Origin of the sequence: Pseudomonas corrugata, assembly GCF_050920615.1 — a bacterium.
Classification (GTDB): domain Bacteria; phylum Pseudomonadota; class Gammaproteobacteria; order Pseudomonadales; family Pseudomonadaceae; genus Aquipseudomonas; species Aquipseudomonas corrugata.
In genome coordinates this window covers 49,523-70,683 of sequence record NZ_CP130434.1, presented here as the reverse complement: position 1 = coordinate 70,683, position 21,161 = coordinate 49,523, and the positions used below count along the sequence as shown (strand labels likewise).

Genomic DNA, 21,161 nt, shown 5'->3' with positions numbered 1-21,161 from the left:
TGTTGGCAAGCTTGGAGGGAACTCAGGCGGCGTCGGGCCGTGATGAGTTGGTCAAAACTTAAAAGAGAACACAACTATGCTTTTCTCCCGTAAACCTTCTACTTCGGTTTCCAAGCGTCACTTGCTGATGGTCGCTGTCGGCTTCAGCACCGTACTGACAGGTTGCGCGACGTCGCCGACGTCCAAGGTCGCATCGAGCACCAAGGTCGAGTACTACCCGAACTGCTACGAGCCGGTGCAGCACCTGCGCGCTACCGAGGGCGACATGACCAAGTCGGTGATCACCGGCGCAGCCGTGGGCGCGGTGGGCGGAGCGCTGCTGGGTGCCCTCTCTGGCGATTCCGATAAGCGTGGACGCAATGCTGCCATCGGCGCAGCAGGCGGTGCCCTGGCGGGCGGCGCAGTGGGTTACTACAACGAGCGCCAGAAGCAGATCGCCGATGACAACCAGCGCATCGCCTCCTACGCCGCCGACGTCAACAAGAGCGTGAGCGACATCGACCGTAGCACCGCCTATGCCAAGTCTTCGCAGCAGTGCTACCAGAGCGCCTTTACCAAACTGGTCGCCGACCGCAAAGCCAAGACCGTCAACGATACCGAAGGCCGCAAGCGCCTGGCGGAAATCGTCGCTGGCCTGAAAGAGTCCAACGACCTGATCGTCGCGGTCAACGGCAAAGCCTCCGAAGACCTGAACAACTACACCCAGGCCTACGAGAAAGACCTGCAGCAAGTGGGCGTGCAGCGCACTGACGTGGTCACCGTGGCAACCGCCGAAACCACCCCAGTCGTAACCACCAAGACCAAGAAAGCCGTGAAACCGGCGAAAAAACGTGTTTTGCCAACCGTGCCGAAAGAAGCGGTCACCACCGAGAAAACCCTGCAGACCGCCAAGGCCAAGCAGGATGAAAGCAAGCAGGTCGCCAGCGCCGGCACCACTCAGGTCAACAGCATGTGCAAAAACCCGGACCTGGGCGACTGGGCACCGGTTCCTTGCCCGAATGTTTGATTGAGTGATTGCTGCTGATCATTTGATCACTGCATAAACCCTGTGGGAGCGAGCCTGCTCGCGATGGCGTCGGTTCAGTTGGCTTCAATGTCGACTGGTCCTCCGCCATCGCGAGCAGGCTCGCTCCCACAGTTGTTTTGTGTTGGCCGCAGTATCCGCGTTATCCCCGATTCCCTTGTGGGAGCGAGCCTGCTCGCGATGGCGGTCTTGCGTCGAGTACATATCCATTGCTGCGGTAACGGCCACTTAGGGTTCCGCCCTTACGGCGGCTCACTTTTTTTCAGACGCCAAAAAAAGTAAGCAAAAAAGGCTTGGCCCCACCACTCGGCACCTCGCCTAGGCTCGGTGTGCCCTCACTCCGGCATTGCTCCGTGGGCCCGCCGCGAAGGGCCATCCATGGCCCAGCGCGGCTATCCCGGCATCCATGCCGGGATGCCCACTGCGCAATGCCTGCGTTCGGCCGTCGTGGTTAATGGGGCCTGAAGATCAAAAGCAAAGCAAAAGCAAGGCGGCCTTATAGCCGACCTGTCACTTTCGGCTGTGGAGTTGAACCTGTGGGAGCAAAGCTTGCTCGCGATAGCGTCGGTTCAGTTGGTATCGCTGCCGACTGACACCCCGCCATCGCGAGCAGGCTCGCTCCCACAGTTGTTTTGTGTTGGCCGCAGTATCCGCGTTATCCCCGATTCCCTTGTGGGAGCGAGCCTGCTCGCGATGGCGGTCTTGCGTCGAGTACATATCCATTGCTGCGGTAACGGCCACTTAGGGTTCCGCCCTTACGGCGGCTCACTTTTTTTCAGACGCCAAAAAAAGTAAGCAAAAAAGGCTTGGCCCCACCACTCGGTGCCTCGCCTAGGCTCGGCATGCCCTCACTCTGGCATTGCTCCGTGGGCCCGCCGCGAAGGGCCATCCATGGCCCAGCGCGGCTATCCCGGCATCCATGCCGGGATGCCCACTGCGCAATGCCTGCGTTCGGCCGTCGTGGTTAACGGGGCCCGAAGATCAAAAGCAAAGCAAAAGCAAGGCGGCCTTATAGCCGACCTGTCACTTTCGGCTGTGGAGTTGAACCTGTGGGAGCAAAGCTTGCTCGCGATAGCGTCGGTTCAGTTGGTATCGCTGCCGACTGACACCCCGCCATCGCGAGCAGGCTCGCTCCCACAGTTGTTTTGTGTTGGCCGCAGTATCCGCGTTATCCCCGATTCCCTTGTGGGAGCGAGCCTGCTCGCGATGGCGGTCCTGCGTCGAGTACATATCCATTGCTGCGGTAACGGCCACTTAGGGTTCCGCCCTTACGGCGGCTTACTTTTTTCAGACGCCAAAAAAAGTAAGCAAAAAAGGCTTGGCCCCACCACTCGGCACCTCGCCTAGGCTCGGTGTGCCCTCACTCCGGCATTGCTCCGTGGGCCCGCCGCGAAGGGCCATCCATGGCCCAGCGCGGCTATCCCGGCATCCATGCCGGGATGCCCACTGCGCAATGCCTGCGTTCGGCCGTCGTGGTTAACGGGGCCCGAAGATCAAAAGCAAAGCAAAAGCAAGGCGGCCTTATAGCCGACCTGTCACTTTCGGCTGTGGAGTTGAACCTGTGGGAGCAAAGCTTGCTCGCGATGGCGCCAGACCTGCCGAGATTACCCCGCCGCCGTCTCCTGCGCTTCCAGACGATCCAGCGCCCGCTCCACCAACAACTGAACCCCATCGGCCATGCGACTGATCGCCAGGGCAATGCAACGGCGCGAGTCGTCGACATCATCGGCCAGCAGGGTTTCGGTGTCGATGTGGGGGGCGACAATGAAGAGCTGGTGCTTGTCGGCTTCAGGCGGGGAGGGTTGGGGGTTGAGGTAGTAATCGAGGGCGCGGGTGGCGGCGTCTTCGTGTTTTTTGGCTTCGGAGGCTTCGACGCGGGACTTTGCCGGGTTCGGCGGATTCGGAGTGACTTTGAACATGGTTGGTTTTCCAATGGAGAACCACTTTGAACCGCTTGCACGCGATTGAAGGTGGCAGCTGTGAGCGAGTGTGCAAGACCGGGTAAAGCCAACCAAACCCCGGCAGACTTCAAGAGTCTCCCGAACACAGCCGCCATAGAACACAGGCACGAACGCGCCTTGAATCGACGGAGGCATTTTGAGGTGGCTGTTTTACTCGGACTTGCACGTCCGTGTCACCGTTTTTTGCGATGACGAACAAAGGTTATCGGTGCCTCGGCACACTGCCTAGTTCATGAACAGCCCGGCGTTTTGCAGGAAATATCCGAAGCGGCTGACGAAAATGAAAGCCGAGGCATTTATCTGTAAGACGTGACTTAGCAGTCATCTTGCAAGAAAAGCTATTCATCTCCGGTTAAATCGATCAGATGATGGCGTTTAGCCGAAGAACCGCTAAACTGCGCCAGCCATTCATCTTTCTTCGAGACGTTGCCCATGAAATTTCGTTTCCTGCTGTGGATGCTGGGCTTGCTGATGGGCAAGGCCAGTCGGACCAATCCAGCGTTTCAGCAACAATTGGGCGACAAGGAACTCGTGTTCCAGCTGCAAACCCTGGACGGCAAGGTCGCCCGGCATTTCACCGTGAAGAATCAGCGCATCACCAGCCACTCCGGCACTTACCCAACCCCGGCCTTCGCCATCGCCTTCAAGGACGCCGCCTACGGCTTCGCCACGATGCAGGCCAAGAACAAGCAACTGGCGTTCATGAACGGGATTCAGGAGAAGTCGATCCAGATCAAGGGCAACCCGGCGCTGGTGATCTGGTTCCAGGGGTTGATGCGGTATCTGAAGCCGAAGAAGGCGAAAGCCTAGCGACTGCCTTTGTGGCGAGGGGATTTATCCCCGTTGGGCTGCAAAGCAGCCCCAACAAGGTTGGATGCAATCAGCCTGACACACCCGGCATACAGATTTTAGGGCTGCTACGCAGCCCAGCGGGGATAAATCCCCTCGTCACAAAGGCTCGGTGACGCAGTGACCCGGTGTGGCCTTCAGCCATGGAACTGCGAAGCCAACTCCCGCAGCAACACTTCAGCTTCCAGCACTTTGCTGACCACATCGTTAGCCTTCTCCCGCGTCAAGCCCACACGCTCGAGCAGTGCATCGGGAATCTCTTCGTCCGGGCCTGAGCCGACGCTACGGGCCCGCAGCAGGCGCACGGCCAGGCAGACCAGGTTCGGGTAGGCGGCATAGTCGCCGTCGTAGTGCGGGTCGTGCTGGAAGCGCAGGGCGGTGGCCAGTTCGTCGGGCATGTCCCAGTAACGCATCAGCCAGGCGCCGATCTGTTCCCGGCTGATGCCCAGCAGGTGTTGTTCCACGTAGCTGTGGCACAGGTGCGGGTTGACCTCCAGGTGGCGGCAGATCAACGAGAAGTGCGGCGGGAACACGTGGGCCAGCAGCAAGTAGCCGAAATTGTGCAGCAGGCCGGACAGGTACGTCAGGCCGCCTTCCGGGCGCTGGGCACGGGGCATGGCGCGGGTCAGGCCTTCGATGACGGCGGCGGTGTAGATCGACTGCTGCCAGTACGGCGTGGCGTGCTGCGGGTGGTCCTTGGGCAGGCTCAGGGTCTTGCCCAGGGCGAGGCCCAGCGCCAGGTTGATCACCAGGTCGAAGCCCAGCACCCGGACGATGGCGTCTTCCACCGAACGGATCTTGCCCGGCGAGGCGTAGTAGGGCGATGCCGCCCAGCTCACCACCTGCGCGGCCAGGGCCGGGTCGGTTTCGACGACACCGGTGATGTCGTCGATGGTGGCGTCAGGGTCGACCCGCAGCTTGATGATTTTTTGCGCGGTTTCCGCCAGCGGCGGGATTTCGATGGTTTCTTCCAGTCGTTGCTGGATCCGGCGCGCGGTGAAAGCCTGTACAGCCTGGGTGATTTCCGCGCGGTCGTCGTGCGGGCGGTCCAGGTTTGGGGTGACATTGCTCACGGGCTCGCCGAACGTCGCGGCGCTGGCCTTGGTGAGCATGCTCTTGAAGGCCTCGCTGGTGATTTCCAGCAGCACCCCCGGCTCACCCGAATGGATCAGCAGCTTGGGCTCGCGCAGCAGGCTTTCTTCGTACAGACACGGCGAGCTGGTCAGCGCCGGCAGGCCGGGCAGCAGGCTCAGGTTGTGTTTGCCTAGCATGCGCTCCAGGCGTTCGGTCGGTACCGCCGTGAGTTTGCGACCGGTGAGTTCGGCCAGGCGGTTGAGGTCCAGGAGCTGGCTTTGTGGAAACAGCACCATGAGCGCGCCTACGGCGTCGTGCAGCAGAACCGCCTGTACTTTGCGGGCAGGATTCAGGCTCGGTCGTTCGGTCACTTCGTCAAAGCCGATGCCTAATTTCTCGAGCAGCTGCCGAATCACTGACGGAGCGTGAGGAATTTCGGGGGCGAGGGCAGCTTCAGTCATGGTCTGTATCCGTTTTCCTACAAGTCGAGCAGTATAACCAGCTTGCCGAGGCAGGTGCGCCCGGAAACTGCGAGCATGCTCACACTTGGCCGTATTGCTGCCCGTGGCGCAGCCAGCGGTCCAGCAGCGGGCTGACGTGGTCGGGCCAGCGTTCCAGCAGAGCCTGGGCGGCGTTGCGTACCGCAGGGAGCAGATCGGCGTCGCGCATCAGGTCGGCTACCTTGAATTGAAGCAGACCGGTCTGGCGCGTGCCGAGCATTTCACCTGGGCCGCGCAACTCGAGGTCTTTTTCGGCGATGACGAAACCATCATTGGTTTCACGCATGATACCCAGGCGCTGGCGGCCGATCTGCGACAGCGGCGGGTGATACAGCAACACGCAATGGCTGGCGGCGCTGCCCCGGCCGACCCGACCGCGTAGCTGGTGCAGCTGCGCGAGGCCCAGGCGCTCGGGGTTTTCGATAATCATCAGGCTGGCGTTGGGTACGTCCACACCGACTTCGATCACCGTGGTGGCGACCAGCAATTGCAGGGCTCCGGCCTTGAATTCGGCCATGACGGCGGCTTTTTCGGCGGGTTTCATGCGGCCGTGGATCAGCCCGACCTTCAACTCACCGAGGGCGGCGGTGAGGTCTTCGTAAGTGGTTTCGGCGGCCTGACAGGTCAGCTCTTCGGATTCCTCGATCAACGTGCAGACCCAGTAGGCCTGCCGCCCCTCGGCGCAGGCGCTGCGCACCCGTTCGATCACTTCGACCCGCCGGGTATCGGTGACCAGCACGGTATTGACCGGGGTGCGTCCGGGGGGCAGTTCGTCGAGGATCGAGGTGTCGAGGTCAGCGTAGGCGCTCATGGCCAGGGTGCGCGGAATCGGCGTGGCGGTCATGATCAACTGATGCGGGCACATCCGCCCGCCCACGCCTTTCTGCCGCAGGGCCAGGCGTTGTTGCACGCCGAAGCGGTGCTGTTCGTCGATGATCACCAGGGCCAGGTTCTTGAACTGCACCTCGTCCTGGAACAGCGCATGGGTGCCCACCACCATCGGTGCGCCTTCGGCGATCTGCGCCAGGGCGGCGATGCGGTTCTTGCCCTTGAGCTTGCCCGCCAGCCAGGCGACTTCGATGCCCAAGGGTTCAAGCCAGCGCTGGAAGGTGATGAAATGCTGCTCGGCGAGAATCTCGGTGGGCGCCATCAGCGCCACCTGGTAACCGGCCTCCAGGGCCTGGAGCGCGGCGAGTGCGGCGACCACCGTCTTGCCGGCACCCACGTCGCCCTGGATCAGCCGCAGCATTGGCTCGGGCTGGCTCAGGTCATAGGCGATTTCATTGCCGACCCGTTGCTGGGCTCCGGTTGGCGTGAAGCCCAGGTTGGCCAGGTAGCGCGCCGGCAGGTCCCGGGCCTTGGGCATGGCCGGGGCGCGCAGCGAACGCAGGCTTTCGCGCAGGCGTTGTTGCGATAGTTGGTGGGTCAGCAGCTCTTCGAAGGCCAGCCGGTGCTGGGCCCAGTGATGACCGAGGGCCAGTTCCTCGACATCGGCATCGGCTGGCGGGTGGTGCAGGTAACGAATCGCATCGGCCAGCGGTGCCAGTTGATAGTCTCGGGCCAGTTCCTTGGGCAGCCAGTCGGGCAGGCTGCTGGGGCCCAGCAGGGTCAGGGTCTGCTGGCAGAGCTGGCGCAAGCGTTGCTGAGTCAGGCCCTCGGTGAGCGGATAGACCGGGGTCAGGGTTTCGTCCACCGGCGGCGGTTCGTCGCCGGTGATGGCGCGGTATTCCGGGTGATAGATCTCCAGCCCCGACGCACCGGGCCGCGCCTCGCCGTAGCAACGCACGCGGGTGCCCCGCTTGAGGCCTTCCTTCTGTGCATTGCTGAAGTGATAGAAGCGCAAGCTGAGCCCGCCGGTGCCGTCCTGCAGGCGCACCACCAGGCTACGGCGGCGGCCCATGACCACGTCGGCGCCGCTCACGGTGCCTTCGATCACCGCATCCTGCCCCGGCCGCAAATGGCCAATGGGCACCACGCGGGTGCGGTCCTGGTAACGCAGGGGCAGGTGGAACAGCACGTCCTGGAGGTTTTCCAGACCGACCTTGGCCAGTTTCTCGGCCATGGCTTCACCGACACCCTTGAGTGTCGTGACCGGGACTTTGGACAACTCAGTCATGGCCGAGGCTTACTTGACCGAAGGCGGCTTGGCCACGGAGCACAGGCGGATCGAGTCAGCGAGGATCTCGATGGCCTTGGGCCGCGGGAAGCTGGCGCGCCAGGCAATGGCAACGGTACGGAACGGCACGGGCGCCGTCATCGGGCGGACTTCGATCACCCCAGGGGCGTAGTGGTGGCTGTCCACCGCCGACAACGGCAGGATCGAAATGCCCAGGCCCGAGGCGACCATGTGGCGGATGGTTTCCAGGGAACTGGATTCCACCGTGGTGTGCTTGGCGCCTTCGCTGCCCTTGGTCAGGGTCGGGCAAGCCTCAAGCACCTGGTCGCGGAAACAGTGGCCCTCGCCGAGCAACAGCAGGCTCTTGTCATTGAGCAGGCCGGCGTCGATGGACTTTTTCTGGGTCCAGGGATGCTGGGCTGGCATCAGCACGTAAAACGGTTCGTCATAGAGCGGCAGGGTCAACACGTCGGCTTCGTTGAAGGGCAGGGCGATGATGATCGCGTCCAGCTCGCCGTTACGCAGCTTGTCCCGCAGCACGTGGGTGAAGTTTTCTTCGATGTACAACGGCATCTGCGGGGCAACCCGGTGCAGTTGCGGAATCAGGTGCGGGAACAGGTACGGGCCGACGGTGTAGATGGCGCCGACTTTCAACGGAGCGGTCAGCTGGTTCTTGCCGGCCTGGGCCAGCTCGCGGATGCCCTGGGCCTGCTCAAGCACTTTCTGCGCCTGGGCGACGATGCCCTCGCCCACCGGCGTCAGGCGCACGGCGCTCTTGCTGCGCTCGAAAATCAGCACGCCGAGTTCATCTTCGAGCTTTTTCACACCGACCGACAGCGTCGGCTGGCTGACATGGCAACGCTCGGCCGCATGGCCAAAGTGCTGCTCTTGGGCGAGGGTCACGATGTAGCGTAATTCTGTGAGGGTCATGGCGAGCGTCCGTGAAGTTGCAAACCAAGCATACCGGCTGCAATCGATAGACGCACGTTATCAGACAGAGGGCGCGGTGTGACACTGTCCAATGTGTCTATGGCGAGGGGATTTGGCTTGTGGTGAGGGATTTATCCTGTGGCGAGGGGATTTATCTGTGGCGAGGGGATTTATCCCCGCTGGGGCGCGCAGCGCCCCTCAACCTACCTCTCTGTGCCAGACACACCGCTTTGGGGCCGCTGCGCAGCCCAGCGGGGATAAATCCCCTCGCCACAATGAAGCAGCCCCTTTCTGTCGCAGGGGCTTTCAGGGGGGCTCAGCGCCGACGCTTCTCGATGGAATACACAAACGGCGCGACGATTTCGACGGAGCCATTGGTCAGCATTTCGGCCGGCGGCTTGGGCAGCGGCTGGGCGTCACGGATCATGTCCAGGGTGGCCTTGTCCAGGGACTCCGTGCCGGCGCTGTCCACCAGTTTGAACGACAGCACGTTACCTTGAGCGTCCACCACGAAGCGCAGGCGGTTGGTGCCTTCCTTGTTCATCTGCCGGGCCCTGAGCGGGTACTTCTTGTACTTGGCCAGGTGCGTCAGTAGCTTGCCTTGCCAACTGGCCTTGGCTGCCATTTGCGCAGGCGACGGACCAGGGGCCGGTTGCGCGGACTTCTCGGTCGGGGCCTGGGTCGGCTGGGTGTCGCTCGGCTTCTTCTCCGACGGCTCTTCCTTGGGCGGCTCCGGCTTTTTCTCCTCCACGGGCTTGGGCTTGGGCTTGGGTGGTTGAGGTTTGGGCTTGGGCTTGACCGGCTTGGGCACGGAGATCTCCGGCTTCGGCGCTTCGGCGACTTTCGGCAATGGCAGTTCTTCAACCGGCTCCGGTGGCCGCGGCGGCGTGACGACTTTCGGCGGTGCCGGCGGTGGTGGAGCCGGCAGCGGTGCCAGCTCGACCATCATGGCTTGGGGCGGCAATTCGATGGGCGGGCGCGATGTCCAGTTCAGCGCCAGCGCGATGGCGAGCGCATGCACGCCCAACACCACCGCCAGACTAGCCCCGTAACGCGTCAGCTTTTGGCGCGTATTGATCATTTTTTCGGCGCCGTCTCGAGTCCGACCAGGCCGACCTTCAAGTAGCCGGCACCGCGCAGGGCGTCCATCACACTCATCAGGTCGCCGTAGTCCACACCCTTATCGGCCTGGAAGAAGATCGTCGTGTCCTTCTTGCCCTGGGTCTTGGCATCGAGGGTGGCACCGAGGGTTTCGGCCTTGACCTCGTCTTCGCCCAGAAACAGGCGCTGGTCGGCCTTGACGCTGAGGAACACTGGTTTTTCCGGACGCGGCGATGGCTTGGCCGTCGACGCCGGGAGATCAACCTTGATGTCCACGGTCGCCAGCGGAGCGGCCACCATGAAGATGATCAGCAGCACCAGCATCACGTCGATGAACGGCGTGACATTGATTTCGTGGTTCTCGGCCAGATCGTCGTCTGCGCCTTCCTTCAAATGCAGGCCCATGGCTGTTTACCCCACTTTCACCATGTGCGGTTGCGAGCTGCGCTCGGGGGGCTGGTGGTCGAGGTCGCGGCTGACCAGCAGCAGCACTTCGGCCGAAGCGTCGGACACCTGGGCCTTGTAGCCGGCGATGGAGCGAGCGAACACGTTGTAGATGACCACGGCAGGAATGGCCGCCACCAGCCCGAGGGCGGTTGCCAGCAACGCTTCGGCAATGCCGGGGGCGACGACGGCAAGGTTGGTAGTCTGGGTCTTGGCGATGCCGATGAAGCTGTTCATGATGCCCCACACGGTGCCGAACAGGCCCACGAACGGCGCCGTGGAACCGATGGTGGCGAGTACGCCGGTGCCGCTGCTCATGTTGCGACCGCAGGCAGCCACCAGGCGCTCGAGGCGGAAGCTCACGCGTTCCTTGATGCCTTCCTTCTCGCGGCTGTTGGTCGACAGGCGCATTTCTTCGAGCGCGTCGTGCACCAGCAGGTTGGCCAGGGTGCCTTCTTTCGCCGCCGTGGCGCTGGCTTCCTTGAGGGTGGTGGCTTTCTTCAGGGCCGCGATTTCACCGCGCAAGCGACGCTTGGCGCCCATCAGCTCGAAGCCCTTGGCGATCCAGATGGTCCAGGTGATGATCGAAGCGATCGCCAGGCCAATCATCACCAGTTTCACGATGATGTCGGCGTTCTGGTACATGCCCCATGGGGACAGGTCGTGGGCCATGCCCAGGGAGTTGTCGTCCTTCTGCTCTTCTCCCAGATGCTTCATGGCTTCACCGAATTCAGCCAGCGCCTTTTGTGTTTCGGGCGAGAGGGCCGAGGTATCGACGCTGCCGTCAGGGTTTCTCGGTACGTCTGCCTGGGTGTTCGCGGCGGGTTCGTTGGCGGCTGCAGGGATGGCGGCGTCGGCGAACGCGGCAGCAGGCGGCAGCAACAGGCTGAAAAACAGCGCTGCCACGGCGCCCCAGGCGCGAGGTCGGTTGGTTGGCGAAGCGGAGGATAGAGAGCGTTTCATGCTGGCCGGACCTGAGAGGAAAAGAAGTCGATGTTCTTCCAGGCCTCGTGAGGCCGAGAACAAAAGTGGGGTGCATTATTGCAAGTAATTCTTGTTAGCAAAAGTAATAGAGTATCTTTTTTTCCTGCATTCCTAGCCGCCCGCCTCTTGCGCGCGCTAGTCTGCGGCTTTATCCAGAGGAGATCCTGATGTCCGCGTCTTCTGTTTTGATCGCCGGTTGCGGTGATATTGGCGGCCGCCTCGCCAGCCAGTTGCTGGCCGAACATTGGCAGGTCTATGGCTTGCGACGCTCGGTTTCGAGCCTGCTGGCGGGGGTTATCGGGGTGGCGGGGGATTTGTTCAGCGCGCAATGCCCAGCCGCTTGGCCGACCGGGCCGCTGGATTACCTGGTGTACAGCGCCGCCGCCACCGAGCATGACGAAGCGGGCTATCGGGCCGCCTACATTGAAGGGTTACAACATGTGTTGGGCTGGTTGAAGCAGCATGGCCAGCAGCCCAAACGGTTGCTGTTCGTGTCCAGCAGCAGCGTATACGGACAGAAAGCGGGGGAGTGGGTCGATGAAACCTCGCCCACCGAGGCCGGCGGTTATTCCGGCCGGTTAATGCTCGAAGCCGAGCAACTGGCCCTCGACAGCGGCATCCCGGCCAGCCGCGTGCGCCTGACCGGCATCTACGGCCCGGGCCGCGAATGGCTGTTGAGCCAGGTGCGCCAGGGCTACCGCGTGGTGGTCGACCCGCCGCTGTACGCCAACCGCATCCACGCCGACGACGCGGCAGGCCTGCTGGCGTTTCTGCTGGAAGCGGATCGCCAGGGCAAACCCCTCGACGACTGCTACATCGGCGTCGACGATGCCCCCGCCGCACTCGCCGATGTGGTGGGCTGGCTGCGCGAATACATGGGTGTCACCGAATGGGCTGAAGACGCCAGCGTGCGCCGCGCCGGCAGCAAGCGCTGCAGCAACGCCCGGGCCAAAGCCCTGGGCTGGACCCCGCGCTACCCGAGCTTTCGCGAAGGCTATGCGGCGATTCTGGAAGGGCGTTGCTGAAAGGCCAGTGAGCCAAACGCAGACCCCCTGTGGGAGCGAGCCTGCTCGCGATGAGGCCGTAGCAGTCAACACTGATGTCGACTGACAGATCGCTTGCGCGGGCGGTTTTTGAGGTCGGTTGGCAGGTACTGCATCTCGTCCCACCCCCCTCACCACCAGGACGAAACACTCCCCAGGGCATCACGCAACTGAGCCGCGCCGATATTGCGTCGCCCCGGGTCGAGCGCCAGGGCCGTTCGGAGTGCTGGCCAGCAGCGCCTGGGCAGGTTGGGCGGGGCCTTGAGCTCACGTTCCAGTCCGTCATCGCGGGCCTGGGTCGAAGGTAAGCGGCGGAATGGATGCCTGCCGCCCACCAGTTCATACAACACGCAAGCCACGCCATAGACATCGGCACCCGTCGACAGCGGCGAGCCGTCCAACAGTTCAGGCGCGGCATAGCCTGGGGTCCAGGCGTTGAGGCGATTGCGATTCAGGTGGGGCAGGTCTTTCAAGGGGCCTTCTGTTGCCAGGCCCAAGCCGAAATCGAACAGGCGCACGCCGTCTTCGCTCAGCATTACATTGCTTGGTTTCACATCGCCGTGCAGAACACCTCGGCGATGGATGTAGGCCAAAGCATCAAGCAGGGGCACGGCAATCGCGCACCATTCATGCCAAGGCAATCCGAGAGGGCGCTCGCAGAGCAGTTTGTCCAGGGTCAGGCCGCGCATCAGGTCCATGGTGATGAAAGCCCGTTGCCGGTTCGCATCCACTTCGAAGGTGTAGGGACGCAGCAGGTTCGGATGATGCAATCGTCGGGTCAGGGTGAATTCGCTGTAGAGCAGGGCACTGGCGTCGGGGGACTGATCAACGTCCTCATTGAGCATTTTCAGTGCAATGTACGGATCAGGGTCGCTGTATTGCTCTTGCAGCAGGTCTCGTGCGCGGTACACAACACCCATGCCACCAGCACCGAGCAGGTGTTCAAGGCGATAGCGTCCCGCGAGGACGTCCGGCATTTCGCCGATGCACCGTTGTCCTGGCGGCTTGGCAGATGGACGACCAGCGAACGCGACATACGTGGACTGAGGGGGCGGGGGGGCTTCAGGAAGTGTCACTGTGTAATCACCACAGCCGTCAGGTTATCCCGTGCCGAGCCGTGCAGTACCTGTTCAAACAGATAATCCAGCGCCATCTGTGGTGAGGCCAGGCTTAGCCCATCTCCCAGGGTTTGGCCGGTGAGGTCCTGATGCAAGCCGTCACTGCACAGCAAAAACGTGTCGCCGGGCTGAACGTCCAGTTCCAGCACTTCCAGTGTCAGCTCTGGCGCGGCGCCCACCGCACGGGTCAACGCTTTGGCCGCGGGATGGGCGCTGGCCTCGTCGACGCTCAGGTGTTGCTTGCTGATCAGTTGTTGTTGCAACGAGTGGTCCTTGGATAGTTGGTACAACCGTCGACCACGCCATAGGTAACAACGACTGTCGCCTGCCCAGATGCACGCACCCCGATCACCTTCCAGGAGCAATACCACTACGGTGCTGCCCATGATGGCGGGATGCTGTTCGGCGGTGATGGTCAGTTCCTGGCTGAGTCGTCGATTGGTCCAGCGCAGGCATTGGCGCACGGCCTTGGAACGCTCCCTCAGGTCTTGGTGCAGCGGCAGCGCCGCCAGGTTGGCGACAATCAACTGACTGGCGATATCACCGCCGCCATACCCACCCATCCCGTCGGCTACCGCCCACAACCCCTGCTGCGGGTAGTCGAGAAAGGCATCCTCGTTGCGTGACCGGAGTTTGCCAGGGTCCGTGCGCGCCGCGCTGCGCCAGGTATCTGCGCCATGCATCAGAGCTGTACCGGCATTCGGAATGTACGCAGTGCGCTCATGTCGAAAGGGTTTGGCGTGCGTTGGCTCATCAACAGGAAGTTGGCCCGCAGGCCCCCCAGGTCTGCCTTGAGCACCCGTACGTCGCGTCCGGTCAGGTATTCGGTTTCCATCAGGTCAAAGAGACGAAACAGCGACCACGGTCCGGTGTTTTTCTCGATGCCCACGCCGCGCCCGACCCATTTTTCCAGTACCAGGGCGGCCCGACCGTCTTGCGCGTCACTCGGCCAGGTGAACGCTATGGGCAGGATCGGGCCGTGACGGTACTCAAGCGCCTTGTCACCGAAGCGGAATTCGGAGCGGCTCACTGCCGGGTCGAGCGTGTACGGCTCAAGTTTGAACTGTACCTGCGGCTCGGCCGGGTTCTCGGCGAAAAAACTCCGGCGGATGGTGTGCGCCGCGGTCAGTTGATCCAGGAAGGCTCGGGACATCGGCAAACTCTGGCCGTCGACGCCGCGAAGTCGGTAGTGCCCAGCAGCGCCGCTGACGAAAGGTTGCAGGTAACGCTCGAAGAAGCGATCGACAATACCTTCGTCCTTGAAGAACTCCCGGAAGTCATTGATCGCAACGTCACTGGCGCTGTGGGCGCTGAACGGATACCGCTTGTTGATTGCTTTGCCGTAGAAACCGTACAGCTCGCTCTGATAGCGCTGGTTCACAAAACGGTATGAGTCGTTGAGCACCAGACGCCAGCTGTCGTCGGCCAGCCTGTTGAACCACGCGCTGATCGGCCGGGGCAGACGAGTGGAGGCATCACGCAGGTTGCTCAGGGCGTCACGCTTGCCGCTCATACGGCTCCTGGCCAGTTCGAATGCGGCCTGCTCTGGTACGCTGGCACGGGCCACGCTCGCCAATTGCAGCTGGACTTCGTCGAGGGCACGCAGGGCTTGGGTCAGGTCGGCAGAAGGGCCGTTGTCGGGGGCCAGCAGACGGTGCAAGGGTTCGAAGCGCCGCTGCAGGGATTTGTGTGCGGTGTTCGGTAATTTCTCGACGAGGCTCCCGGAGATTTTTTGAGTGGTGGCAACCAGTTGCACGCCAGCGCCATCTCCGACTCCAGGCATCGCCTCGTCGATACGTTCGGCAGCGGTCTGGAGCCGCGTGTTATCGCGTACCTGCACCAGCATCTGCAGAATCGGCGAATGGGCGGATGTCAGCCCCGCCAGTTGTTCGGCCCCTTCGCCAGTGCCGCCGAGCGATTGCAAGGCTGCCTGTCCGATGGCTTCGCTCCAATGGTCGGCGTAGTCGTGAAAATACAGCTGTTCGAGTTCGGTTATCAGGCGTCGCAAGTCCCCGCCGCTGAGGGTTGTTCCTTCGCCCAATACCCAGTTGTCCCGCAGCAGTTCGGTGATCAGTGTCATGCCCTGAACCGAGAAGTAGTGCTCATACCCTCGGCGTGTATAGAAGCCGGGAATCGGATGGTCGATGCCGACCAACAGCGGCCCTTGTGGGCCCAGGTGCTGGCTGAGCCGGTATTGCGGCAGGTGTCTGGCCTGCTCGCGCAGCATGCGATAAGCCACGGCGGCCATGGACTCGCTGCGCAGAACTTCCCGGGCCTCAGTCACTAGCGATTCATTGAGCAGTTGGGTAAACGGTTGTTGCAACAAGCGCTCGAGGTGACCACTCAAACCATCCTGGAGTGCCGTGTTGCCGGGGTAACGCAAGGACCAATCGCGAGCAACCCGATCCTTGAGCCACGGGCCATCGCGTCGTTCAGGCAGGTTCAGCATCAGATACGCGCGCAGACTGTTGAACAGATGCTCGCGGTTATCCAGATTGTCTCGGATATGTCCTTCAAGCATCCGCGTGACCCGTGGCAGCAATTGCTCTTGCAATTCACGCCTGTAGGCATCAGTCACGGCCGGTTCGCTCAGTTCGCCCTGATACAAGCCGGTGCGCTCATGCAGTGGCATCTCTGCGGCGGGAGGGAAAATCCGCGTGGCTGCGAAACGTGTATCGAGTGATTCCCTCGGAGCGAGCCAATCATCATTCGGTTGCAGGGCGGAGTGCTGTTGCTCCCAGCGTTGTGCCAATGTACGCAAGTGTTCCAGGCGTTCATGGTTGGTCGAAAAACCGTTCGCCCACAACAGCCCGAACAGGCCGAGTGCTGACAGTGCCCCCAGGTACAGGGCTCGCTGGCCCCAGTGGATACGGCTGCGCTCGCGCTTATCTAGGCCAGCCAGATCGGCTTCGGGGAAAATGACCCGATTGAGGAGTGATTGGATGAACCGTGGGCGGCCGGACGGCGAGGCGCTGGTCAGGTAGAACCCACGCAGCGGGCAGACGCTACCGGTGAAAGCTTTTTCGACCAGCAGGCACAGGTTGGCGCTGATCTGTCCCAACTGATGAGGAAAGTCGAGAATATGACTGCGACGCTGGAGGTCGCGCTCCTCATGCATTCGCATGATTACCTGGCTGTTAAGCCGGTGCAGCAGTGTCTCGAGTTCATCCCGCAGCACAGTCACGTCAGTGCCTCGCTGGTTCCGACCGAACGTCGCCCCCAGCACCTGATCACTGTCCTCACGAGTCAGCGAATCGAAGAACTCGTTGAAGCCCGGCACACAGTCTGCCTTGCTCAGTACCAGGTAAATCGGTGCATCCACGTGCAGTTGCCGTTGCATATCCTGCAAACGACCACGGATGTGACTGGCCAGGGTGATGACCTCATCCTCGCTCCCGCTACGCAGGAGCTCGATTGGTACAGTGACCAGCACGCCACTCAGGGGCCGATTGCGGCGACGCTTGCGTAGCCGTCCGAGCAAGGTGTTCCATGCACTGCCATCGACTTCGGCGTCCTCCTGGGTCAGATAGCGCCCTGCGGTATCGACCAACACCGCCTGCTCGGAAAAGTACCAGTCGCAATACCGGGTGGCCGGCGCGTCGTCCGTAGGCTTGCGTTCTGGCTTGTTGATGAAGAACTCAATGCCTGAGCGGTCGAGCAGGCTGGTCTTGCCGCAGGCTGGCGGGCCTATCAGCAAGTACCAGGGCAGCCTGTTGTGCAGGTTCAGGTTGTGGCCGGAGTGCACAGGTGAAGCCCTGGGTGTGCGCAACGCTTCCTTGAAGCGCGAGTGCAGTTCGCGTCGTTCATCATCCATGCTGGCCTGGCGAAGGCGGTGATGCCGGTCGATGTCGATTGCCTGGGGCTCCGTGCCAGCGGCAGTACGCCCGCTGATGAATACCATTGCCAGCCCCCAACCCAGCAGCAGTGCACTGATGGTCAGCAAACGTGCCGTCGGGCTTGCCCAGAACTTATAGTCATCGACTGCCAGCAGCGGCCCGAGGAACCAGACCAGCAGTGTCGCGCAGAGGACCAGCAGCAACGTCCAGACCCAGGCTGGACGCACCCAGGCGCCCACTTTTCTGAAAAGAAATTTCATGACACATCCCTGTTATGGCAACGACTGAGCGGTGACCGGTTCTGGTGATCGATAAGGGTGCAGGACAATCTTGCGTTGCTCGGCCAGAACCCAGGTAAAGCTCGAGTACATCATCCCCAGGCACACCAGGGTCGAGAGCGCTACGGTCCAGGCCGGAACGATGCGAACCGGGTCGCGGCGTACCCCATCGAGGCTTTCGCAATGGGGTGATAGTTCGCTGGGAACCTCGCCACGTACTTGGCGGATCAGCCGGTAGAGGCTGTCACGGACGCCTTCGAGCTCCAGTGATCCGCGCGCCTGGACCCGGTATTTACCCTCGAAACCGAGAGACAGGCACAGGTACAGCAACTCGAGCATCGGCAAGTGCCTGGTGGGATTTTTCGACAAGCGATCCAGCAACTGGAAAACCTTTTCGCCGCCGAAGGTTTCGTTATGGAAGGTACTGAGCAGGCTCATTTGCGACCAACCGCTTCCATTGCCCCACGATGTAGTGACCACCGCTTCATCGATCACTGTGCAAAGCACGTAACGGGCAGCGACCAATTGGCTGCTTTCGATACCGCTTTGCACCGCTCGGGCCTCGAACTGCTCCAGATCCCGGGTCAGCTCGCGCTTGAGGGTCTGCAACTCCTCACGGTCGCGACCGTGTTTAAGCCTTGCCAGCCGCGACAGCAACCCGGATGCCGCCGCCACCAGCGGATTGAGGCCCGCTGTTGATGTTCGTGTGGATGGTTGGTGCGCGGCGTAGATCATGCGCTCCTGCAACTGCTCGATACGCGGCGGCGTGGCGGCGTCGGTCAATGGCTGCGAAGCCGGGCGTTGTCCGTAGTGGTCGAGCAGGACTGTGGTTTCGTCCTGAGGATTTTCCTTGTCCATTTCGGTCAGTTCCTGATAGCCCAGAAGTTCAGTTCAAGCTCGGTGAAGTCTCCGGAAACATGGAAGGCAAAGCCTGCGGAGCGCTTCAGTTGGGACAGGTCTTCGGGGTTGGGCTCGAGGATGAAGTAGGTCTTGTTGGCATGGAACGCAATCTGCCGCGGTACCACGGGCAGGGGTCTGATCCGGATGCCTGGCAAGTGCAGATTGACCAGTTGGCGGATGCGTTCCACCGGACCGACCTTGAGCTGCGAAGGCAAGCGCTGACGCAGCTCTTCGCCATCGCAATGGGCGCTCGCCGCCAGGACGAACGAAGCCGAGCCCAGCAGTGAAAGATCGTGGACCGGTGAGACGATGATTCCGTATTGGCGCGCCTGCAACGGCAGTTCAATCGCATGCTGTTCAAGCACCATGGAAAGCATTTGGCGAATGCCCTGCATCAAGCTTCGGAAGCAACCACCTTGATCACTGTGACGATAATGGTTGTTGAACGGTGGGCGTTTGCTCTCCCCGGAAAACGTCGATAACTCACCCAGCAGGGTCAGCAAGGTGCGGTACAGCCGTTCGGGATGTATCTGCTCCAGGTTCAGGTCATGGCGCAACAGCAGTTCGTTACGGTTGATCAACTGCAGCATCATGAAGTCGCCGACTTGCGTACCTCCTGCCTTGCCGTTGGAGCGAATCCGTTCAGCGAGACTGTCCCCCCGGTGGCCCAGCATGCCGATGACCTCCTTGAGGCACGAGCGTAGATAACTGGACGAACTGACCTGGATGAAAGACGGGACAAAGTCCGGGTCGAGCCTGATCACGCCATCGGATGTGGCATCGAGTACCTCGCAGAGCTTGAGCTTTACGAACGCCTGATCGGTCTGCTGTTCGCCGAGCAGCAAGCGCAGATCCGGGCGGCCACAACTGATCTGGCTGCTGAGCGCGTCTGCGGCGTTGCAGTCGGCCACCTGCATTTCGTAGGTGATGTAGCGCGCCAGTACATCAGATTGCTCCGGGCGGCGGGACTCGACGCGATTGCCGGTTACCAGCGGCAAAGCAAGATAGATCGGCGTGTTGCTGGTATTGGGAGGGATTTCCAGGACCAGGGGGGCGGCGCTGCTGTTCAGCTCGAACAGGCTGCCATCCGGCAGGACCCCAGAGGCCTGGCTGATCACCAACTGACCCATGTTGAGAAACTGGGAATCGATTTCCAGCGCCAGGAATCCCCAGGTGTACTGGGTCAGGAAGCGCGTGCGGAATTTCAACTGGTGGTCGAAGTAGCGATCGTTGTGCTGCAAATGTTGCGGGCGCAGCAGCATGCCTTCCTGCCAGATGACTTTATCGTGATTCATCGGGCGTCGGCCCAGGCAGATGGTTTAACACCGTTGGCAATCCCAACCTGATCGAGGGTCAGGCTTGCCTCGGTGATCTGCGCCACAGTGACTGGCAAGGTATAACGCCAGCGAGCTTGTGGCAGGTCACGGTACGCTGCGACGACACCGACGTAACGACCACCCCCAGCGATGTCGAGCTTCAGTTCCAGGGTTTCACCCGGACGCAGCTCCAGCTCTTCGCTGGAAAGCAGATCTGGCGCCAACGTCTCCCTGGGGCGTTCATAAAGGCTGAAGAAGTCCGCATTTTCGAAGGCCACCGGGCGCCTGAGCTCGAACAGCCGCACCACCACTGGCGATGCTCGTCCGTTGAGGTCCGGGTTGAGTTGATCGCTGGCCGTCAGCGTGAGGTTGAGCTTGGTCATCGCCGAAAAGGGCGACAACGTGGCGCAACCGGCCAACAGATGCGTGGTGACAACGGCCATCAATGCCGTGAGGAAAAGCATCGTGCAACGAGACATGTGCATCATCCATGGTGATCGGTGTGCAGGGTGGAGACCAGGCGAACCTGTTCGTCGTAGGCCTGGGCGAAATCTCGGGCAAGCAATCGTCCTGCCCAGTCGTCGTCCTGGCACAAGGCCTGGTGATAACGGATGTAGGCCTTCCAATAGCGCCCACTCGTCCTGATCAGCGGCTTGTGGTCGCGTTCCAGTCGGAACATCAGTCGTTGGGGTGAAAAATGTTCCAGCGTCGCGCGCAACGTGGCGCGGCTTGCGGTGAGCAGAGCCACTTGATGGGCCTGCAGATCGCGGAAGGCGCGGGCAATGGACTGGTCGGCGGCCGACTGGGCCGGTGTGTTCGGTTGCAATAGCATCTGCAAGGCGTGCCGGGCGTCGTCGGCGACCTTCAACGGGTTCTTCGGATCAACCTGGATGAGCGTCCGGGCCAGACGCAGTTCATTCTTCAACTCCGACCGGGTATGCAGACTTTGCTGCAATCCCTGGATGCTTTGCCTGAGCAACTTCACGGCATTCAATGCCAGGGTCTCACGGGCCTCGTTGTTCAGGTTTCCAAGGTCCATGCCTAGCGCTGTGCCGAAACGTTCCCAGAAGTCTTCATGTGGATGATGGGTTGCGGTGGCCGGCGAGACCGGCTCCAGGTTGGCTTCGGGCGACGCTTCGACCAGCTCCGGCAGCAGCAGGTTCTCCATGTCGATGGGCGCGTAATCTGAGCATTTGAAAGCGTCCTCGGGTATGCCAGAGGGGCTGATCAGTTCATCTGTTTCCGAAAACACACCGGGTGGTTGCTCCAGCGCCTTCAGTGGGTCGAGATCCAGAAAGGCATCGTCCGGAATCAGACTATCGATCGACAATGGGTCTGCCGTTGCGGTGCTGCTCGTTGCACCGGAAGCCAGCCGCGCCAGGATTTCGAAATCCCCCATGAGGAAGACATCGCCGTCCTGGATGCGTACCGGCTCGCTTTTGGGCAAGCGTTCACCACTTGCTTGATGGCTCACGCCGTTGCCACTGGTGTCGGTCAGGAAAAATGCACCTTCGCGCGAGCTGATCTGCGCGTGACGTTTGGATAAAAGGCGCTGGCGGTCGGGAATGCTCCAATCACAGCTTTCGCCCCGGCCAATCACGCCGCCAGCCGCCCCGAACGTCTTGCGGCACAACGGCGCCGGAATGAACTGTCTGGCGTTCAGCATTTCAAGAACGAGCTCCATCGA

General features: G+C 61.6%; 17 protein-coding genes. 3 read left to right on the top strand and 14 right to left on the bottom strand.

The window, feature by feature from the left end; translation table 11 throughout:
* Positions 1-76: 76 nt before the first annotated feature.
* Positions 77-1,006 carry a type VI secretion system-associated lipoprotein TagQ gene (gene tagQ / locus QZH45_RS00320; protein ID WP_024776814.1) on the top strand — a complete coding sequence of 310 codons (930 nt, stop codon included), beginning with the start codon at positions 77-79 and terminating at the stop codon, positions 1,004-1,006.
* A gap of 1,622 nt (positions 1,007-2,628) precedes the next feature.
* On the opposite strand, the gene QZH45_RS00315 is transcribed toward tagQ, so the two are convergent.
* Complete coding sequence (locus QZH45_RS00315; RefSeq protein ID WP_024780287.1) at positions 2,629-2,943, bottom strand: DUF6124 family protein; 315 nt, start codon at positions 2,941-2,943, stop codon at positions 2,629-2,631.
* Positions 2,944-3,417: 474 nt separating this feature from the next.
* Between QZH45_RS00315 and QZH45_RS00310 the strand changes: the two genes are divergently transcribed.
* On the top strand, positions 3,418-3,795 hold the full coding sequence (locus tag QZH45_RS00310) for a helicase (protein WP_024780286.1): 378 nt from the start codon (positions 3,418-3,420) through the stop codon (positions 3,793-3,795).
* Positions 3,796-3,971: 176 nt separating this feature from the next.
* Here QZH45_RS00310 and QZH45_RS00305 read toward each other — a convergent pair whose 3' ends face one another.
* From QZH45_RS00305 to exbB, 6 genes are all read right to left on the bottom strand, one after another.
* Positions 3,972-5,369 (bottom strand): aminoacyl-tRNA deacylase and HDOD domain-containing protein, encoded by a 1,398-nt coding sequence (locus QZH45_RS00305; RefSeq protein WP_024780285.1) that lies wholly within the window; start codon positions 5,367-5,369, stop codon positions 3,972-3,974.
* A gap of 79 nt (positions 5,370-5,448) precedes the next feature.
* Complete coding sequence (recG, locus tag QZH45_RS00300) at positions 5,449-7,524, bottom strand: ATP-dependent DNA helicase RecG (RefSeq protein ID WP_055134935.1); 2,076 nt, start codon at positions 7,522-7,524, stop codon at positions 5,449-5,451.
* A gap of 9 nt (positions 7,525-7,533) precedes the next feature.
* Positions 7,534-8,454, bottom strand: a complete 921-nt coding sequence (locus QZH45_RS00295; RefSeq protein WP_024780283.1) for a hydrogen peroxide-inducible genes activator — start codon at positions 8,452-8,454, stop codon at positions 7,534-7,536.
* Positions 8,455-8,770: 316 nt separating this feature from the next.
* The gene (locus QZH45_RS00290) at positions 8,771-9,535 is read right to left on the bottom strand and encodes an energy transducer TonB (RefSeq protein ID WP_069018359.1); all 765 of its coding nucleotides are present in this window, start codon (positions 9,533-9,535) and stop codon (positions 8,771-8,773) included.
* The gene (gene exbD, locus QZH45_RS00285; RefSeq protein WP_003206888.1) at positions 9,532-9,960 is read right to left on the bottom strand and encodes a TonB system transport protein ExbD; all 429 of its coding nucleotides are present in this window, start codon (positions 9,958-9,960) and stop codon (positions 9,532-9,534) included. Before exbD ends, QZH45_RS00290 begins: the two co-directional genes overlap by 4 nt.
* Before the next feature lie 6 nt (positions 9,961-9,966).
* Complete coding sequence (gene exbB / locus QZH45_RS00280) at positions 9,967-10,962, bottom strand: tonB-system energizer ExbB (protein ID WP_024780281.1); 996 nt, start codon at positions 10,960-10,962, stop codon at positions 9,967-9,969.
* A 188-nt stretch (positions 10,963-11,150) separates the two neighbouring features.
* Here exbB and QZH45_RS00275 point away from each other — a divergent pair, with 188 nt between their 5' ends.
* On the top strand, positions 11,151-12,008 hold the full coding sequence (locus QZH45_RS00275) for an SDR family oxidoreductase (protein ID WP_055134936.1): 858 nt from the start codon (positions 11,151-11,153) through the stop codon (positions 12,006-12,008).
* A 149-nt stretch (positions 12,009-12,157) separates the two neighbouring features.
* Here the strand turns inward: QZH45_RS00275 and QZH45_RS00270 are convergent, their stop codons facing one another.
* The 7 genes from QZH45_RS00270 to tagH are packed head-to-tail and all read right to left on the bottom strand — an operon-like array spanning position 12,158 to position 21,158.
* Complete coding sequence (locus tag QZH45_RS00270) at positions 12,158-13,102, bottom strand: serine/threonine-protein kinase (RefSeq protein WP_055134937.1); 945 nt, start codon at positions 13,100-13,102, stop codon at positions 12,158-12,160.
* Positions 13,099-13,827 carry a PP2C family protein-serine/threonine phosphatase gene (locus QZH45_RS00265; protein WP_024780278.1) on the bottom strand — a complete coding sequence of 243 codons (729 nt, stop codon included), beginning with the start codon at positions 13,825-13,827 and terminating at the stop codon, positions 13,099-13,101. The genes QZH45_RS00270 and QZH45_RS00265 overlap by 4 nt, the downstream gene beginning before the upstream one ends.
* Positions 13,827-17,240: a type VI secretion system membrane subunit TssM gene (gene tssM, locus QZH45_RS00260; protein WP_055134938.1), complete on the bottom strand. Its 3,414-nt coding sequence runs from the start codon at positions 17,238-17,240 to the stop codon at positions 13,827-13,829. Before tssM ends, QZH45_RS00265 begins: the two co-directional genes overlap by 1 nt.
* Before the next feature lie 12 nt (positions 17,241-17,252).
* Entirely contained in the window at positions 17,253-18,116 is an 864-nt protein-coding gene (icmH, locus tag QZH45_RS00255) for a type IVB secretion system protein IcmH/DotU (protein WP_055134939.1), read from the bottom strand.
* 5 nt (positions 18,117-18,121) lie between these two features.
* Positions 18,122-19,453, bottom strand: a complete 1,332-nt coding sequence (gene tssK, locus QZH45_RS00250) for a type VI secretion system baseplate subunit TssK (protein ID WP_024780275.1) — start codon at positions 19,451-19,453, stop codon at positions 18,122-18,124.
* Complete coding sequence (gene tssJ / locus QZH45_RS00245) at positions 19,450-19,953, bottom strand: type VI secretion system lipoprotein TssJ (RefSeq protein WP_055134940.1); 504 nt, start codon at positions 19,951-19,953, stop codon at positions 19,450-19,452. The genes tssK and tssJ overlap by 4 nt, the downstream gene beginning before the upstream one ends.
* A 5-nt stretch (positions 19,954-19,958) precedes the next feature.
* Complete coding sequence (gene tagH / locus QZH45_RS00240; RefSeq protein WP_055134941.1) at positions 19,959-21,158, bottom strand: type VI secretion system-associated FHA domain protein TagH; 1,200 nt, start codon at positions 21,156-21,158, stop codon at positions 19,959-19,961.
* Between the last annotated feature and the right edge of the window lie 3 nt (positions 21,159-21,161).

Excerpts from the sequence above, each read along its gene's own strand:
- tagQ (WP_024776814.1), top strand. The coding sequence starts at position 77 with ATGCTTTTCTCCCGTAAACCTTCTACTTCGGTTTCCAAGCGTCACTTG.
- QZH45_RS00315 (WP_024780287.1), bottom strand. The coding sequence starts at position 2,943 with ATGTTCAAAGTCACTCCGAATCCGCCGAACCCGGCAAAGTCCCGCGTC.
- QZH45_RS00310 (WP_024780286.1), top strand. The coding sequence starts at position 3,418 with ATGAAATTTCGTTTCCTGCTGTGGATGCTGGGCTTGCTGATGGGCAAG.
- QZH45_RS00305 (WP_024780285.1), bottom strand. The coding sequence starts at position 5,369 with ATGACTGAAGCTGCCCTCGCCCCCGAAATTCCTCACGCTCCGTCAGTG.
- recG (WP_055134935.1), bottom strand. The coding sequence starts at position 7,524 with ATGACTGAGTTGTCCAAAGTCCCGGTCACGACACTCAAGGGTGTCGGT.
- QZH45_RS00295 (WP_024780283.1), bottom strand. The coding sequence starts at position 8,454 with ATGACCCTCACAGAATTACGCTACATCGTGACCCTCGCCCAAGAGCAG.
- QZH45_RS00290 (WP_069018359.1), bottom strand. The coding sequence starts at position 9,535 with ATGATCAATACGCGCCAAAAGCTGACGCGTTACGGGGCTAGTCTGGCG.
- exbD (WP_003206888.1), bottom strand. The coding sequence starts at position 9,960 with ATGGGCCTGCATTTGAAGGAAGGCGCAGACGACGATCTGGCCGAGAAC.
- exbB (WP_024780281.1), bottom strand. The coding sequence starts at position 10,962 with ATGAAACGCTCTCTATCCTCCGCTTCGCCAACCAACCGACCTCGCGCC.
- QZH45_RS00275 (WP_055134936.1), top strand. The coding sequence starts at position 11,151 with ATGTCCGCGTCTTCTGTTTTGATCGCCGGTTGCGGTGATATTGGCGGC.
- QZH45_RS00265 (WP_024780278.1), bottom strand. The coding sequence starts at position 13,827 with ATGCATGGCGCAGATACCTGGCGCAGCGCGGCGCGCACGGACCCTGGC.
- tssM (WP_055134938.1), bottom strand. The coding sequence starts at position 17,240 with ATGAAATTTCTTTTCAGAAAAGTGGGCGCCTGGGTGCGTCCAGCCTGG.
- icmH (WP_055134939.1), bottom strand. The coding sequence starts at position 18,116 with ATGGACAAGGAAAATCCTCAGGACGAAACCACAGTCCTGCTCGACCAC.
- tssK (WP_024780275.1), bottom strand. The coding sequence starts at position 19,453 with ATGAATCACGATAAAGTCATCTGGCAGGAAGGCATGCTGCTGCGCCCG.
- tssJ (WP_055134940.1), bottom strand. The coding sequence starts at position 19,953 with ATGTCTCGTTGCACGATGCTTTTCCTCACGGCATTGATGGCCGTTGTC.
- tagH (WP_055134941.1), bottom strand. The coding sequence starts at position 21,158 with ATGGAGCTCGTTCTTGAAATGCTGAACGCCAGACAGTTCATTCCGGCG.